The sequence below is a fragment of the Streptomyces zhaozhouensis genome (assembly GCF_900230195.1).
GTDB classification, from domain to species: domain Bacteria; phylum Actinomycetota; class Actinomycetes; order Streptomycetales; family Streptomycetaceae; genus Streptomyces; species Streptomyces zhaozhouensis.
Genome location: NZ_OCNE01000029.1, coordinates 20,697 through 36,066, shown reverse-complemented (window position 1 = coordinate 36,066; position 15,370 = coordinate 20,697). Strand labels below are relative to the sequence as shown.

The window sequence follows — 15,370 nt, the reverse complement described above, 5'->3', positions numbered from 1 at the left end:
CCGGCCTCACGCCCCTGGCTCGCACCCGGTGCCCGCCTTCCAGACCTTTCGAAGCCATCACCATCAGCATGGAGAAGACCGTGTCCGCAACGCCTCGTCCCGCCCGTTTCATCGACATTCACGTGATCCAGTCGGTTCCCTTCGCCAACTTGAACAGGGACGATACGAATTCGGTGAAGACCGTCCAGTACGGCAACGCCCAGCGCACACGGGTGAGTAGCCAGTCCTGGAAGCGCGCGGCGCGGGAGAAGTTCCAGGAGGAGATCGGCGAACGAGCCCTCCGCACACGCCGGATCGGCGAGCGCGTCACGCGCGAGTTGGCGGAGGCGCGCGGTTGGCCGCTGCCCCTCGCCGAGCGAGCTGGCGCTCACGTGGCCGCCGGCAGCAGCATCAAGTTCGAGCTGGCGAAGGAGAAGCAGGGAGCGGAGGGCGGTACGGCGAAGAAGGACGCCAAGACGGTCGTCCCCAACAAGGTTTTCACCAACGCGCTGGTGTACGTCCCGGAGACCGCCGTGCGGGAGTTGGCGGACATCGCCGAGGAGCACCGCGAGAAGCTGGAGTCCGCCAAGGACATCAAGAAGCCCGCCGACAAGAGCGTGCTGCCCCAGGCGGCGATCGACGGTGTGCTGAAGGCGCGCAACGGTGTGATCAACCTCTTCGGCCGGATGCTCGCCGAGGTCGACGACGCCGGTGTGGACGGCGCCGTTCAGGTCGCGCACGCGATGACCACCCACGAGACCGACGTCGAGTTCGACTACTTCTCGGCCGTGGACGACAGCAGCCAGGAGTGGAACGACGCCACGGGCAGCGGTCACATGGGGCACGGCCAGTACAGCGCCGGCACGTTCTACCGTTTCGCCACCCTCGACCTGGAGGAGCTGGCGGGCAACCTCGGCGACGACCCCGCGAGCGTGCGCGAGCTGACCGGTGCGTTCCTCGCGACGTTCGTCGAGTCGTTGCCCGGCGCCAAGAAGAACTCCACCGCCCCGTACACCCCTCCCGGGCTCATCCATCTCGCTGTCCGCGCCGACCGCCCGCTCTCCTTCGCCGCCGCCTTCGAGAAGCCGGTGACGTCCTCGCGCGGTGAGGGCTTCGAGGAGCCCTCCGTCGCCCGGCTGACGGCGTACGCGGCGCAGGCCAACAAGATGCTGGGCAGCCGACGGCTGCTGACCTCCGGCTGGACCAGCATCGGGCACGAGGACGCCCAGCACGTGGGGGACCGGTACGACGGCATCGAGGAACTGGTGGAGGCCACGCTCCGCGGCGCCCTGGGCGAGAAGACCGGTGAGGTCTCCTCGTGACCAGTTCGGAAGCCGAAGACCGGCCCGGTCTGCTGCTGCGGCTGGCCGGCCCGCTCCAGTCCTGGGGCGAGAAGAGCCACTTCACCGAGCGGGACACCGCGAGGTTCCCGACGCGTTCCGGCGTCATCGGGATGCTCGCCGCCGCGCTCGGCCGCAAGCGTGGCGAGCCCCTGGACGACCTGACCGCCCTCTCGCTGACCGTGCGCGAGGACCGGCCGGGCGTGATGATGACCGACCTGCACACGGTGGGCGGCGGCCTGCCGAACCGCGACACCGTCACCACCGCCGAGGGCAAGAAGCGTGGCGGGGCGACCGCCACGCTGCTCAGCCACCGCGACTACCTCGCCGACGCCGCGTTCACCGTCGCGCTGACGAGCACCCTCGGCGGGCCGGACGCGGAGACCCTGGACCGGTACGCCGAGGCGCTCCGCGAACCGCGCTGGCCGTTCTACCTCGGTCGGCGCTCCTGCCCGCCCGAGGGTCCTGTGCTGCTGGCGCGGAGCGACCGGGCGCTGGAGGAGCTGGTCGGGCTGCCGGTCTCGGCCGAACGCGCCAAGGGCGCAGGGCCGTCGCACCTCGTCTTCCTCTCCGACGAGCCCCTGGACGCGCTGCCGGTGCCCAAGGAGTGGGAGTCCTCTCCGGCCGACGAGTCCGCGCGGCCGACCAGCACGATCAACGACGACCCCCGTTCCTTTCACCCGAAGCGGCGGACCTACCGGGTGCGCCCGCTCTACCGCCGTACCGTCGCCGTTCCCGAGGAGCGGTTCGCCGGGCTCGGCGCCCCCTACCTCGCCGCGCTGGAGAAGCACCTGGCGGAGCAACGGGTGCCGTCCGAGGAGGGGATGACCCCGTGACCGTCTGGCTCAGCCGACTCATGCTCAACCCGCGTTCCCGCGCGGTCCAAGCCGACCTGGGAAGCAGCAGAGCGGCGATCAACCTGCATCGACGCGTGATGTCCCTCTTCCCGGAGACCGAGGGCGACGACGCGCGCGCCCAGTTCGGCGTGCTGTTCCGCGTCGAGGACACGCCCCAGGGGTACGCCGTCCTGATCCAGAGCGCCCACGAGCCCGACTCCGCCCGCCTGCCCGAGGACTACGGCGCGTTGCGGAGCAGGCCCCTTGACCCGCTGCTCGACGCGCTCAAGCCGGGGCGCCGGATTCGCTACCGCTGCGTGGCGAACGCCGTGCGCCGCCCCGGCGCGACCACCCGCGAGCTGTACCAGCTGAAGGCCGTCGTGCCGCTGAGCGGGCGGGTCGCCGACGAGTGGTGGCAACGAAAGGCGACCGCGGCCGGCCTGGAGGTCGAAAGCGTGCTCTCCCACCCCGTCGACACGGTGCGCGGCCCGCGCGGCACCTCGGGCGAGGCGGCGAAGCAGCACATGCGGCACCACCGCACCCAGTTCGACGGGACCGCCGTCGTCACGGACGCGGACCAGCTGCGGCAGCACATCGTCGCCGGCGTCGGGCGCGCCAAGTCCTACGGCTGCGGCCTGCTGACCGTCGCGCCCGCCGGGAGCGTCGGATGACCGCCACCCCACCGCGCGACCCCGGTCAGACTCCCGGCCAGGCGCGGCGCCGGCTGGCCGCACCCACCGTCGCGATGCTGCCCCGCGTCGCCGACTCCCTGTCGTTCCTGTACCTCGACGTCGTGCGGGTGCAGCAGGACGACACCGGCGTCTGCGCCGAGATCACCAGCGAACGCCACGGCACCGAGACCGTCTACCTGCCGACGGCCGCGCTGAGTTGCGTGCTGCTCGGCCCCGGTACGTCCATCACTGCCCGAGCCCTGTCGACCCTGGCCCGCCACGGGACCACCGTGCTGGTCGTGGGCTCGGGCGGTGTCCGCTGTTACGCGGCGACGCTCCCGGACTCACTCAGCACGCACTGGCTGGAGCGTCAGGCCCGATCCTGGGCGAACGACGAACAACGTCTGGGCGTCGCCCGCGCGATGTACGCGAAGCGCTTCGGGAGCGGAACGGTCCCGGCCGACGCCTCGCTCTTCCAACTGCGCGGGTTCGAGGGCGCGCGGGTCAAGGCGCACTACCAGCTCCTCGCCAAGCAGTACAAGATCGGCCGCTTCCGCCGCAACTACGACCCGGAGTCCTGGGAGGATCAGGACCCGGTGAACCTCGCGCTCTCGGCGGCCAACACCTGCCTGTACGGGATCGTCCACGCGGCGATCGTCGCGCTCGGCTGCTCCCCGGCGCTCGGTTACGTCCACAGCGGCAATCAGCAGGCGTTCGTCTATGACGTCGCCGACCTGTACAAGGCGCAGCTCACGATTCCGTTGGCGTTCTCGCTCCACGCGTCGACGGACCCCGAGGCCCAGGCCCGCCGCTCCTTCCGCGACGGGCTGCGGCTGTTCAAGCTGCTGCCGTGCATCGTCGCGGACATCCAGCAACTGCTGGACCCGTCGGGGGAGTACGAGGCCGAGGACCCGGACGAGCAGCTTGTCGACCTCTGGGACCCGATCGCCGGTGTCATTCCCGGCGGCACCAACCACGGGTTGGCGACGTGAGCCCCGGTGGCGGGGCACCGGGTCCCGGGCCGGAAGGAGGGCCGTCTCCGTGGCATCCATGATCGTGATCTCGGCGACGGCGGTCCCCGACCACCTGCGCGGCGCCCTCAGCCGCTGGCTGCTGGAGGTGACCCCGCAGCTCTACGTCGGCACGGTCTCGGCCCGCGTCCGCGACGAGCTGTGGACCTCGGTCAGCGCCAGCATCGCCGACGGCACGGCGGTCCTCGCCTACCCCGACGCCAACGAACAGGGCTTCACACTGCGCACGGCGGGAACGCGTCGCCGACACCCGCTGGACTTCGACGGACTGACGCTGATCGGCTTCCGGAAGGAGCGTCAAGAAACGGCAAAGCCGTTCTGACGACGCAGGTCGCGAAGGGTGCTCTCCGCGCGCGCGGGGAGGTCGACTCGCCACGTGCGGCACTCGTGGCCGGAGCCGGAACACCCCCGCTCGCGCGGGGAGGACCGGCATCCCAATCGACCGCCCGACGTACTTCTTGGAACACTCGGGATCGATGCTCGCGAGTGCGCCCGTGAGGACCTTGAAGCCGATCCCGCGTTTGGCAAGTCCGTCCACCATCGTTTCTGAGACGCTCGGCAGCGATCGGCTCAACACAAGTGCGGCTGGTTAGCCGCGAGTTCGGTAGGCGAGCAGGCCGCCTGAATCGGCAAGAGCAACACCCACGTACTCGTTTACAACTCGCGGGGCAATGCCGGGGTCAAGTACAGCGTCCCTGCCGGAGCGGGCGTCGAGAATGACGGGGCCGTTGGACGTCTCGCCGTAAACAAGACCATGCCAGGCAGAGCGGACCGTGGGGGCGACACGGCCTCCGTTCTCGTCGGGAAGGCTCCATAGGACCTCCGCACTCTGCGCGTCGAAGGCGACCGCAGTGGCCGTCGAGAGCCCGTCATCCGTGGTGAAGCACACCACAACGGAGCTTCCGTCGTACTCGCAGCGCATTCCGGCAGAGAGCCCGTCCACTTCGGTCGGCACGGGTTCGCCGGTCTGCGGGTCGATGAGCCGAATCCTGTCGTTCGCGCCGTAAGGGCTCGTGGTGAGTACCCAGTGAGGACCTGCGGGCTGCATGGACAGCGCGTACGTGTCATCGTCGTCGATCCAACGCTGTTCCGTTCCGTTGGATGTCTCGTAAGCCACCGTGTAGGACTCGAGGAACCCACTGGACAGGGCCCCTACCGTCAGTTCCCCCGTCACCATGGTGGCCGCGAAGTCATCCAGCTCCCACTTGGTGGTGGGTCCGGCCACGTCGATTCCATAGGAGGCCAAAGGCGTCCCGTTGTCGTCGGCCACTCCGAGGACGGCGACCCCATCGCTGGCACCCACCACGGTCATGTCGCAGTCGTAAGCCGACATACCACCACAGTCAGCGGTCTCGATCAGATGCCGCCACAGCACCTCCTGGTTCTCGGTTGACACTGCTACGACCTCGATGACGTCCCGGCTCGCGGCCGTCCCTTGGCCTGTGATCTCGGCCAGAAAGGGAACGAGAACCGCCTGGGCGCCGCCCACGTCGGTGACCAGTGGGGGATGGGCGCTGTTCCCCACAATCCGGGTGTTCTCACTGGTCCTGAGTGGCCTCTGCTCAGGTTCGATGACGTCGATGGTCTCCCCCGTGATGACATCGACGATATGAAGCCCGTCCGGGACAGCGACGTAGGCATGGATGCCCAGCAAGGTGACGGCAGGCTTTCCGGTGTCCGAGGCGTACCATCCGCCGCCTGAAAGATGGGCCGCTGCCTCGGGGAGCGCTATGGCAGACGATTGATGGAAGTGTTGGGGCGGATCGTAGCCTTCAACGACCGGGGTCGGCTGTGCTAAGTCTCCATTCCGATCGGGCGGTGCAGTGTCATCCGAACCGCAAGCAGTGGCGGCCAGCAGCATTGTCAGGCCCAGCAGGCCAGCCAGGCGTGTCCTTCGGGTCCACCGCATGGTGAAAGCCATCTCCTTGATCCCCCAGCACCTACCGCGCTACGTGTGAGTGTGATCAGTTTTCACCACTGACCCGGCTGCTTTCAATCGCGCCAGTCACCGACGGCACTTTCCGGAGGCGCTACGTGACGCCTGTACGTCAGGCGCTCATAGACCTCTGAACCCGTACCAGGTCACTGTTGCTAGAGCAGCAGGTACGGCACGCCCCGACGCTCACTCCAGCGGTTGCGCGCAGAGTTAGGTGAGGTGTGTGGGCTATCAGGGTCGTCTCGCTCACGTAGTGGGTGGCGCGGGGCATCTCGGCGGTGGGGCGGAGAAGGAGGACGGCGCCCATGATGGCTTCGGCGACGGGGCTAGGTACCGCCGATGAGGGGGCACAGGCAGCGGGCCCGGGCATCGAGCACGCGGGTGCCGAGCACATCTCGAAGTGAGTGCTCTCCGCGCGGGCGGAGGAGGTCCGTGGCATCAGAACAACGTCGCCGGACGCACGCAGTGTTGTACGCGCGGGCGGAGATGGTGCGAACAACTTCGGCTTCTCCTCGCGATAGGCGGCGTGCTCTTCGCGCGGGCGCGGAAGGTGCTGGGTGCCGATGGTCAGCGTCGGTGCCTGCCGATTCCGTCGGTGGAGACCGTCAAGCGCCAGCCGGCGAGACGTCTTGTCCCACAGGTGTTCCCCAACCCCCGCCACCCCGCAGCGGCAGCTCAACGCCCCTGCCGCGCCGGACGGCTGAGCCCGCTGTGAGTCTGGCGGCTCAGCCGCTCCAGGGCCGCACCGTGGCGCCCGCTCACGCCGAGGGGCGTGCCGTCGTCGGGGCGGGGGCGGGGGCGGTGCCGCCGTGGCGGCGGAGGTAGGCCAGGACGGCGCGTACGCGGCGGTGGCCGCTGTCGCCGACGGACAGGCCGAGTTTGTGGAAGACGTTGCCGATGTGCTTGTGCACGGCGTTGTCCGTGATGACGAGCCGTCGGCCGATGGTCGCGTTGTCGTGCCCCTCGGCCATCAGCGCGAGGACCTCCCGCTCGCGCGGGGTCAGGGCGTCGACGGGGTCGCCCCGTGCCGCGAGGAGTTGCGCGATGACGTCGCGGTCCATGGCGGTGCCGCCGCCGGCCACCCGGCGCAGTGCGTCGGTGAACTCCTCGACGCGGCTCACCCGGTCCTTGAGCAGGTATCCGATGCCGCCCCCGGCGTCGGCGAGGAGGCGGCCCGCGTACTCCTGTTCCACGTACTGCGACAGGACCAGGACGGGCAGTCCCGGGTGGTCGCGGCGGGCCTGGACCGCGGCTCGGACGCCCTCGTCGCGGAAGGTCGGGGGCAGTCGCACGTCCACGATGGCGACGTCCGGGCGGTGCGTCCGGACGGCGGTGAGGAGGCCGGGCCCGTCGGCCACGATCGTGACGACCTCGAAGCCCTCGGAGGCGAGCAGAAGCCTCAGCCCGGACGACAGCAGGACGTTGTCCTCGGCGATCACTACGCGCACGGCAACTCCACGGTGATGACGGTTGGCCCGCCCGGAGGGCTGGTGACATTCATGGTGCCGTCCAGAGCGGCGGCGCGGCGCCGCATTCCGTCCAGGCCGGACCCCCGGGTGGCATCCGCTCCGCCGGTTCCGTCGTCGACGATCTCCGCGCGCAGCAGCGGACCGTGGCGGTCCACGCGCACGGACGCGCTGGTCGCCCCGCTGTGCCGGGCGATGTTGGCCAGCGCCTCGGTGACGACGAAGTAGGCGACGGCTTCGACCGCCGCGGGAACCTCGCCGAGCGGGCCGACGTCGATGCGGGTCGGCACCCCCGACCTGCTGGTCAGGGCGCCGAGCGCGCCCGAGAGGCCCTGGTCGGCCAGCACCGGGGGGTAGATGGTGCGGATGACGGAGCGCAGCTCGGTCATCGCGTTCTCGGTCTCGGCGTGGGCCTCCCGCACCAGGACCGCGGCCCCCTCGGGATCGCGCGAGAGGCTTCTGCCGGCCACCGCGAGCCGCATCGCGATGGCCACGAGCCGGGCCTGCGTCCCGTCGTGCAGGTCCCGCTCGATACGGCGCAGTTCCGCGCTGTGCGCCTGGAGGACGTCCGCGCGCGTCCTGCTGAGTTCGGTGACGCGTGCGACGAGGCGCTCGGCGGGCGACGCCGCCAGGACCGCGAGGCAGCAGCGGGCGTGGGCCCGGGCGAGTGGCGGGAGGACGAGGGCGGCCAGCGCCGCCAGGACCACGACGTTCGTCAGGCCCAGGGACAACGCGGTACCCCAACTGGTGAGGGGCGTGCTGACCACGGGCAGCCACGGCGTCGTGGGAAGAGCCCACCACGACGCGGTGAGGACGGGAACGCCGAGCAGACAGCCCAGGAGGAGCAGCGCGAGGGCGCCCGCCGGCAGTCCGGTGACCAGCTGGGTCGCGAGCCACCTCAGGCCGCGCGGGGTGCGGTGCGGGCACGGCTCGACCGGCCGCCCCAACAGGCTTCCCGCGCGCCGGCGATGGAACTCGACCCAGGGCCCCGCCAGCGACGGAACGCACATCAGGGGCGCGGCGGCGAGCGTCACCGTCGTGGTCAGCAGGTTCTCCAGCAGGTAACGCCCGCCACGCCAGGTGACGCGCCACCGGTCGTGGGCCGCGTTGAGTACACCGAGCACGCGCGTCGCTTTCCGTGGTCGTACGGGAGGGGAAGGCTCCCGGCGTGCACTGTAGGGAACCGCGCGGCCGGTGGCACTACAGGTGGCTGTACCTCTCGTTCGGGAGCCCGTGGTAGCGATCGGCGACCGCGCGTCTCCGTAGCGTCGGGGGCATGGCACACACACCTTCGCCCACTCATCCCGCGCCGCCGCGGCGTCGCCGCGCCTCGGGCCGTTGGCCGGCCTTCGCCGCGGTCGCCCTCACCGTCGGCGCGGCCGTCGCCGTTCGACCGGGGGCCGACCCGCACGGCGCGACGGCGTCGGGGTACGGGCAGGACGACCTGCGCCGGGACGCCGACGTCCTCACGGAGCTGGGTGTCACCGGTGTCCAGGCACGGGTGACGACCGGCGCCGACCGGGACCTGGTCGCCACCAGCGGCGTCGCCGAGGTCGGCACCGACCGCCCGGTGCCCGACGACGGCTACTTCCGGATCGCCAGTACCGGCAAGGCGCTGGTGGCCACCGTGGTCCTGGGACTGGTCGACGAGGGGCGACTGGCGCTCGACGACACGGTGGACCACTGGCTGCCCGGTCTGGTGGACGGCAACGGCAACGACGGGCGCCGGATCACCATCCGTCACCTTCTCCAGCACACCGCCGGTCTGCACGACGATCTCCCGGGCTTCGCCACCCCGGAGGAGTACCACGAGCACCGGTACGACACCTACACGGACCGGGAGATCGTCGCGCGGGCGATGCGGCACCCGCCGGACTTCGCGCCCGGGGAAGGGTGGGGCTACTCCAACACCGGCTACGTCCTGCTCGACATGGTCATCGAGGAGGTCACGGGCCGCCCGTGGCACCAGGAGGTCGAGGACCGGATCCTGCGGCCACTCGGCATGGACCACACCTACCTGCCGGGCGAGACCCCCACCCTCCGCCGTCCCCACGCCCACGCCTACGAGGTCTACCCTTCCGGCGAACGGGTCGACGTCACCCGCGTGATCGTCCCCGACCCCGGTGGCTACGTCTCCACCACCGCTGACGTCAACCGCTTCTTCCGGGCCCTGCTCGGCGGCGAGCTGCTGACCGCGGCGGGACTGGCCGAGATGCGGGACACCGTACCGGTCGACGAGGAGACGCAGGTGCTCTGGCCGGGCGGGCGCTACGGCCTCGGCCTGGTCAGACGGCCGTTGTCGTGCGGCGGCGACTACTGGAGCCACGAGGGCGGCGAGAGCGGCTACATCACCCTCAACGGGGCGACCGCCGACGGCAGCCGTGCCGTCACCGTCTCCATGACCACCGCCCTGGGTGGCTCGCCCGACGACCCGGTACGCCAGGAGCAGGCCGCGAGTCGCCTCGTCGACCACGCGCTCTGCGGCACCACCGACCCCGCCGGTCGGGACGGCTGACGGGCGTGCCACGCGACTGACGGGCGTGCCACGCGACGTCCCGACGGTCGCCGGGAGGCCGTGTGCTCTGCTGGGGGGATGGACATGCGGGGTGACGAGGAGGCGCGGGAGCGCGGCGAGTTGGTGGTGCGCCCGCAGGCGCTGCTGCTGACGCTGTTCGGCGACCACGTGCTGGACCGCGGGGTGGCCGTCTCCACGGGCAGCGTGGTGGCGGTGCTGGACCGGCTGGGCGTGGGGGAGCACGCGACGCGCACCGCCGTGGCGCGGATGGTGCGGCGCGACCTGTTGGGAACGGTCCGCCGGGGCCGCCGGGTCTTCCTCGGGCTGACGCGGCACGGGGGAGAGGTGCTGCGGGACGGGCTGCACCGTCTGACGACCGACGTGGTCGACCGCGACTGGGACGGTCGTTGGACGCTGCTGTCGTTCTCGGTCCCCGAGGCGCGGCGGGCCGACCGGCACGCGTTGCGCAAGCGACTCGCCTGGCTGGGGTTCGCTCCGCTCCGCAGCGGGGTGTGGGTGTCCCCGGGGACGGCGGACGTCGAGCGCGTCCTCGCCGAGCTGGATCTCCTGGACCACGCGGAGGTGTTCCGGGCGGAGGCCGCCGGCTGGACCGACCCGGCGCGGATCGTCCGCGAGGCATGGGACCTGCCCGCCATCGAGGCCGACTACCGGGCGTTCCTGTCGCGTTGGGAGGACGGGACGTACGACGCTCTCGACGTGCTGTGCCGCCGGGTGCGCCTCACCGCCGAGTGGCTGCTGCTCGTGCGCCAGGACCCGCGGCTGCCCGCCTCGCTGCTGCCGGCCGGCTGGCCGGGGGTGGTCGCCCAGCGGCGCTTCCGCGCCCTGCACGGCCGACTCGTCGCCCCCTCCGTCGCGTGTGCGGAGAGGGAACTCGTGGTCGTCGCGACCGGGTGAGCCGGGGGCGACCGCAAGGTTCGTCAGATTATTGACGACCGATACGGGTGCGCCTAACGTCATGCGGGGGCACTCACCTAGGAGGCACCGATGACGCGTGCAAGAGCCGCGTTCACCGCATTCGCCAGCACCCTGTTACTCATCGCCGCGGCCCTCGCCTTCCCCTCGACGGCACAGGCCGCTCAGCTCGTCGAGGTCACCGACTTCGGCGAGAACCCCGGAGGCGCGCGTATGCACCTCTACGTTCCCGACGTCACCCAGGACAGCCCGCCGGTGGTCGTGGCCATGCACGGCTGCGGGGGCGACGGGCCGGGCTTCGCCCAGTCCAGCGGCTTCAACTCCCTGGCCGACCAGTACGGCTTCCTCGTCGTCTATCCGACGGCGACCCAGCAGACCGCCTTCGGCACATGCTTCGACGTGTGGTCGCCGGCGTCCAAGGTCCGGGGCGGCGGCAGCGACCCCGTCTCCATCGCCTCGATGGTCGCCTACACCCACCAGCAGTACGGCGCCGATCCCTCCCGCACCTTCGCGACCGGGAGTTCCTCGGGCGGCATGGAGACCAACGCGCTGCTCGCCCTCTACCCGGACGTGTTCGCGGCGGGCGCCGCGTTCATGGGCGTCCCGTTCGGCTGCTTCCTCGACGAGGCGGACTTCCCGCCGTGGAACAGCCAGTGCGTCAACGGCGGCAAGGACGAGACCCCGGGGACCTGGGGCGACGCGGTACGCGCGGCCTACCCGGGCTACGCGGGCCCCCGCCCGCCGGTGCAGCTGTGGCACGGCACCGAGGACAACCTGGTGCCGTTCTCCCTGCTGCGGGAGGCGACCGAGCAGTGGACGGACGTGCACGGGCTGAGCCAGACGCCCAGTTTCACGGACCAGCCGCAACCGGGTTGGGAACGCGCGAACCACGCCGACGCGGAGGGCACCGTGTGGGTCGAGTCGATCACCGTCCATGGCGCGGGCCACACCCTGCCGGCGGGCGGCATGGCCGCCGAGGCGATCGCGTTCTTCGGCATCTCCGGCGGCTGAGGCCGGCGCGGTGGCTCGGGCGCCAGGCGAGAGGGCGCCCGAGCCACCGGGCGCGCGTCGACCCGGCGGCGGCTCACGGCCCGCCGTGCCGCTCCCGGATCGCGGACCTTCTGACCTTGCCGCTCGGGGTGCGCGGCAGTTCCGCCACGAGCACCACCGACCTCGGCGCCTTGTAGCGGGCAAGACGGCCGGAGAGATACGCCGAGATCCCGGCGAGCGTGGGCGACGCGCCGTCGCGTGGGACGACCACCGCCCGCGGGACCTCCCCCCACAGCGGATCGGGCACGCCCGTCACGACGCAGTCCGCTATCTCCGGATGGCCGAGCAACACCCTCTCGACCTCCGCGGGGTAGACGTTCTCCCCACCCGAGACGATCACGTCACCGAGGCGGTCCACGACGCGCACCCGCCCCCGGGCGTCGCCGCGGGCCGCGTCGCCGCTGCGGAACCACTCACCGTCGAAACACGCCGCCGACCGCCCGGCCGCTCCCCAGTAGCCGGCCATGACGTTCGGCCCGGAGACCTGCAGCTCCCCGACGTCGCCGGGTTCGCCCGGCCGCCGGTCGGGACGAACGATCCGCACGTCGGTGAAGAAGTGCGGCACGCCTCCTGGCGCCCCGCCGCTGCCGGGGTCAGGGCCGGTCAGCAGCACGCCGGGGGCGGCCTCCGTCATCCCGTAACCCTGCCGGACGGCGAGCCCGCGCTCCGCGTAGACGGCGACGAGTTCCGCGGGGACCGGGGCGCCCCCGCACAGGAGCGAGCGCAGTGAGGACAGGTCCGCGTCCGGCCACTCGTCCGCCCTGGCCAGCAGCTCGAACATGGTCGGCACCCCGAACAGGAAGGTGATCCGCCGCGCCGCGACCACGGCCAACACCTCGGCGGCGTCGAACCGTTCGAGGAGCACACAGGTGCCGCCCTTCAGCAGCACTGGAAGCGCCAGCATGTTGAGCGCCGCGGCGTGGAAGAGGGGCGCGACGGCCAACGCCCGTTCCCCGGCCGTCAGATCGAGGTCGACCAGGACGTTCAGGGCGTTCCAGGTGACGTTGGCGTGGGTCAGCACCGCGCCCTTCGGGGTGCCCGTGGAACCGGAGGTGTACATGATCAGACACGGCTGGTCCGGTGACACGGGCTCGTCCAGGGGCTCGGCCGTGGACTCCGCGAGCATCGTCTCGTAGTCGGGCCCGATCCGCACGCGCCACCGGGGGCCCAGCCGACGGGGAGCCGCCGCGCGGACCAACTCCGCGTGGGAGGGGGCGTACAGCAGGACCTTCGCCCCGCAGTCCGCGAGCTGGAAAGCTGTTTCGGGCGGCGCCTGGCGGGCGTTGAGCGGGACGAAGACGGCGCCGAGCGCGGCGACGCCGAAAAGCGTCTCCAGGAAGGCGGGATCGTTGGGTCCGAGATAGGCCACCCGGTCGCCTGGCCGCACGCCGCGGGCCCGCAGCGCCCGCGCGAGACGGGTGGTCCGTTCGCGCAGCGCGGCGAAGCTGGTGTGGCGGTCCCGGTGGACGAGGGCCGTGTGGCCCGGGGCGCGGCGGGCGCACCGCGCCGGCCAGGAGCCCAGTCCGTGGTCACGCATCGCATGTCCTTCCTCGCGGCGCGGCCGGCCCCCCGAAGACGGCCCCCGGGCCCAGCCGGGCACCCCCGCGAGCCCGTGAGCCGTCCGGCACGGGGGACCGCTCCGCGGATTCCGGCACGGTGGGCCGTCGCGCGGATCGCCCCGTGGTCTGCCCGGGGCGGGGGCTACTCCCACACGAAGGTCGACACACTCTGTCCCGGCAGCTCCGCCGTGAACGAGCCGCCGGTGACGCCTTCCCGGCCCTGCGCCGCGACGGTCCTGCCCGCGTCCGTCACCCAGGACGACACCGTCGTGGCGCTGCTCCCCACGACCGAGAAGGGCTGACTCACGGCCGAGCCGCCCTTGTTGACCGCCACCACGACCACCCGCGAGCCGCCGCCCCGGTACGCGGAGGTGAACACGTCGGCCTCCGGGGAGGGCGTGGCCTCGACGCGCACATGACCGGGACGCACGAACCTGGCGAAGTGCGCCATATTGGCGCCGCGCTTGCTGATCTGGCCGTCCTCACGCATCGGGCCGTAACTGCGCCGGATGTACCACCACACGTAGGCCTGGAAATCGGCGTCCACCATCGCGTGGTGGATGTGCTCCCCCACGTCGAGCGCGTGCGGCCACAGGTCGGCGGAGTCGCTGCTGTTCGGGTGGTAGACCTCCGTCATCCACAACTCCTTCCCGGCGCCGCGCTGTTGGAAGAGCGGGTAGGGGAAGTCACCGTAGGGCGTGCCGTAGAGGTGGGCGCCGAGGATGTCCATGTTGGCCAGCGCCTGGGAGTCGTTGAGGATCGGGTCGGAGATGTTCTTCAGGTACTGGAAGGACTCCGGCGCGATCACCCGGGTGTCGATCGAGCCGGCGTGCTCGCGCATGAACCGGAGCAGTTCCTCCGGCGTCCACCACGTCCAGTCGTGCGCGTAGTCCGGCTCGTTCTGCACGGAGATGGCGTACAGGTCCACCCCGTTGTCCCTCATGAAGCCGGTGAAGTCGTTGAGATGCTGGGCGTAGGCCCCGTACATGTCGTGGCGCAGGCGCCTCGCGTCCTGCTGGTCGCCTCGGACGAACGTCTCGACCATGTGCGCCGGCGGGTTCCACGGCGAGGCGAAGACCGTCGCGCCCAGCTCCTGGGCACGGCGGGCCGTCGCCACCTCGCCGGCCCAGTTCGACGACGTCTCGTCCACCGGCATCCGCAGCATCGAGAAGCCCAACTGCCCCTCGCCGGTGCCGAAGGCGGTCTCCCGCTGGGCGGCCGTGAGGTCGCCGATCCAGGGGGTGTGGTTCATCCCGCCGAAGCCCCGGATCGTCTGCCGCTCGGCCGACGGGTCGATCACCACCTCCCCCGCCGCCCGCGTGGCCGCCCGCGCCCCCGAGGCGCCCAGCACCGGCGCCGCGACGGCGGCGACGGGCAGCGCGCCGAGCGAGGCGAGCACGGTTCTGCGACTCGGCCGCCCCGCACCTTCGCGGCCGTCCCCGGTTCCACCCTGCTGTGCCGTCATGACGTTCCCTTCCGGACGCGAGGTCCGTTCGCTCGTCCCGACCTGCCTGGTGCTACACCCGCTACTTCGCCCGCACTTCGCCCGCCGGCCACTTCGCCCGCGCTTCGCCCGCCGGTTTGGGAGCGCTCCCAAACGTGCCCGCGAGTCGGCCTTTCGCCACGCCCTGCCGCGGTCGCGCGTTCGGTATCACGAATGCCGTGCGGGGTCCCGGATGCCTGGCACGCTAACGACAGCCCGGCGGGCGGTCAATACGCGGCGCAGGCGCTTTCTGTCCCGTCGAACTCCGTTGCCGGGCAGTCGACTTGACGCCCGGAGGCGGCCGCCAGGCGTCGTGTCCGGGTGCGGCCGCGTTCCGTTGGTGCGGGTCTCCTCCCGCCGCTGTCCGGCGCTGCCCGCCGCTGCCGTTGCCGCTGTCCGGCGCTGCCGTGTCTGGGTGCGGCCGCGTTCCGCCGCTGCCCGCCGCTGCCGTGGCCGGGTTCCGTCGCACCGACCCATCCCGCCTCCGGGGCGACCGCGACGCCCCGCCCCGCCGCTACGCGGTGGAGGCGGCGGGGCGGGACATGGCGGGGCGGGGGGCACCGGCATCCCG

At 71.7% G+C, this 15,370-nt stretch carries 13 protein-coding genes; 8 read left to right on the top strand and 5 right to left on the bottom strand.

From position 1 onward, the window contains the following. The first annotated feature begins 68 nt into the window (after positions 1 to 68). The 5 genes from cas7e to cas2e are packed head-to-tail and all read left to right on the top strand — an operon-like array spanning position 69 to position 4,179. A complete protein-coding gene (gene cas7e / locus CRP51_RS26850) occupies positions 69 to 1,301 on the top strand; it encodes a type I-E CRISPR-associated protein Cas7/Cse4/CasC (RefSeq protein ID WP_097233952.1) in 1,233 nt (410 codons plus the stop codon). Continuing rightward, a complete protein-coding gene (gene cas5e, locus CRP51_RS26845) occupies positions 1,298 to 2,155 on the top strand; it encodes a type I-E CRISPR-associated protein Cas5/CasD (protein WP_097233951.1) in 858 nt (285 codons plus the stop codon). The genes cas7e and cas5e overlap by 4 nt, the downstream gene beginning before the upstream one ends. Next, entirely contained in the window at positions 2,152 to 2,826 is a 675-nt protein-coding gene (cas6e, locus tag CRP51_RS26840) for a type I-E CRISPR-associated protein Cas6/Cse3/CasE (RefSeq protein ID WP_097233950.1), read from the top strand. Before cas5e ends, cas6e begins: the two co-directional genes overlap by 4 nt. Continuing rightward, on the top strand, positions 2,823 to 3,818 hold the full coding sequence (gene cas1e / locus CRP51_RS26835) for a type I-E CRISPR-associated endonuclease Cas1e (protein ID WP_245880830.1): 996 nt from the start codon (positions 2,823 to 2,825) through the stop codon (positions 3,816 to 3,818). Before cas6e ends, cas1e begins: the two co-directional genes overlap by 4 nt. 49 nt (positions 3,819 to 3,867) lie before the next feature. Then, complete coding sequence (gene cas2e / locus CRP51_RS26830) at positions 3,868 to 4,179, top strand: type I-E CRISPR-associated endoribonuclease Cas2e (protein ID WP_097233949.1); 312 nt, start codon at positions 3,868 to 3,870, stop codon at positions 4,177 to 4,179. A 267-nt stretch (positions 4,180 to 4,446) separates the two neighbouring features. Here the strand turns inward: cas2e and CRP51_RS26825 are convergent, their stop codons facing one another. The 3 genes from CRP51_RS26825 to CRP51_RS26815 form a co-directional block, all read right to left on the bottom strand. Beyond that, entirely contained in the window at positions 4,447 to 5,511 is a 1,065-nt protein-coding gene (locus tag CRP51_RS26825) for a PQQ-binding-like beta-propeller repeat protein (RefSeq protein ID WP_097233948.1), read from the bottom strand. Between the two features lie 1,040 nt (positions 5,512 to 6,551). Then, positions 6,552 to 7,241 carry a response regulator gene (locus CRP51_RS26820; protein ID WP_097233947.1) on the bottom strand — a complete coding sequence of 230 codons (690 nt, stop codon included), beginning with the start codon at positions 7,239 to 7,241 and terminating at the stop codon, positions 6,552 to 6,554. Next, on the bottom strand, positions 7,232 to 8,383 hold the full coding sequence (locus CRP51_RS26815; RefSeq protein WP_245880829.1) for a sensor histidine kinase: 1,152 nt from the start codon (positions 8,381 to 8,383) through the stop codon (positions 7,232 to 7,234). The genes CRP51_RS26820 and CRP51_RS26815 overlap by 10 nt, the downstream gene beginning before the upstream one ends. Before the next feature lie 152 nt (positions 8,384 to 8,535). Between CRP51_RS26815 and CRP51_RS26810 the strand changes: the two genes are divergently transcribed. The 3 genes from CRP51_RS26810 to CRP51_RS26800 all read left to right on the top strand — a co-directional run bounded on the left by CRP51_RS26810 (position 8,536) and on the right by CRP51_RS26800 (position 11,718). Further along, positions 8,536 to 9,774, top strand: coding sequence for a serine hydrolase domain-containing protein (locus CRP51_RS26810; RefSeq protein ID WP_097233946.1), 1,239 nt, complete (start codon positions 8,536 to 8,538; stop codon positions 9,772 to 9,774). A 78-nt stretch (positions 9,775 to 9,852) separates the two neighbouring features. Then, positions 9,853 to 10,689, top strand: coding sequence for a PaaX family transcriptional regulator (locus tag CRP51_RS26805; protein WP_245880828.1), 837 nt, complete (start codon positions 9,853 to 9,855; stop codon positions 10,687 to 10,689). Positions 10,690 to 10,779: 90 nt separating this feature from the next. Further along, positions 10,780 to 11,718 carry an extracellular catalytic domain type 1 short-chain-length polyhydroxyalkanoate depolymerase gene (locus tag CRP51_RS26800; RefSeq protein ID WP_097233945.1) on the top strand — a complete coding sequence of 313 codons (939 nt, stop codon included), beginning with the start codon at positions 10,780 to 10,782 and terminating at the stop codon, positions 11,716 to 11,718. Positions 11,719 to 11,791: 73 nt separating this feature from the next. Here the strand turns inward: CRP51_RS26800 and CRP51_RS26795 are convergent, their stop codons facing one another. Both CRP51_RS26795 and xynC read right to left on the bottom strand, forming a co-directional pair. After that, positions 11,792 to 13,294 (bottom strand): acyl-CoA synthetase, encoded by a 1,503-nt coding sequence (locus CRP51_RS26795; RefSeq protein ID WP_097233944.1) that lies wholly within the window; start codon positions 13,292 to 13,294, stop codon positions 11,792 to 11,794. A gap of 164 nt (positions 13,295 to 13,458) precedes the next feature. Further along, positions 13,459 to 14,781: a glucuronoarabinoxylan endo-1,4-beta-xylanase XynC gene (gene xynC, locus CRP51_RS26790; protein ID WP_097233943.1), complete on the bottom strand. Its 1,323-nt coding sequence runs from the start codon at positions 14,779 to 14,781 to the stop codon at positions 13,459 to 13,461. Between the last annotated feature and the right edge of the window lie 589 nt (positions 14,782 to 15,370).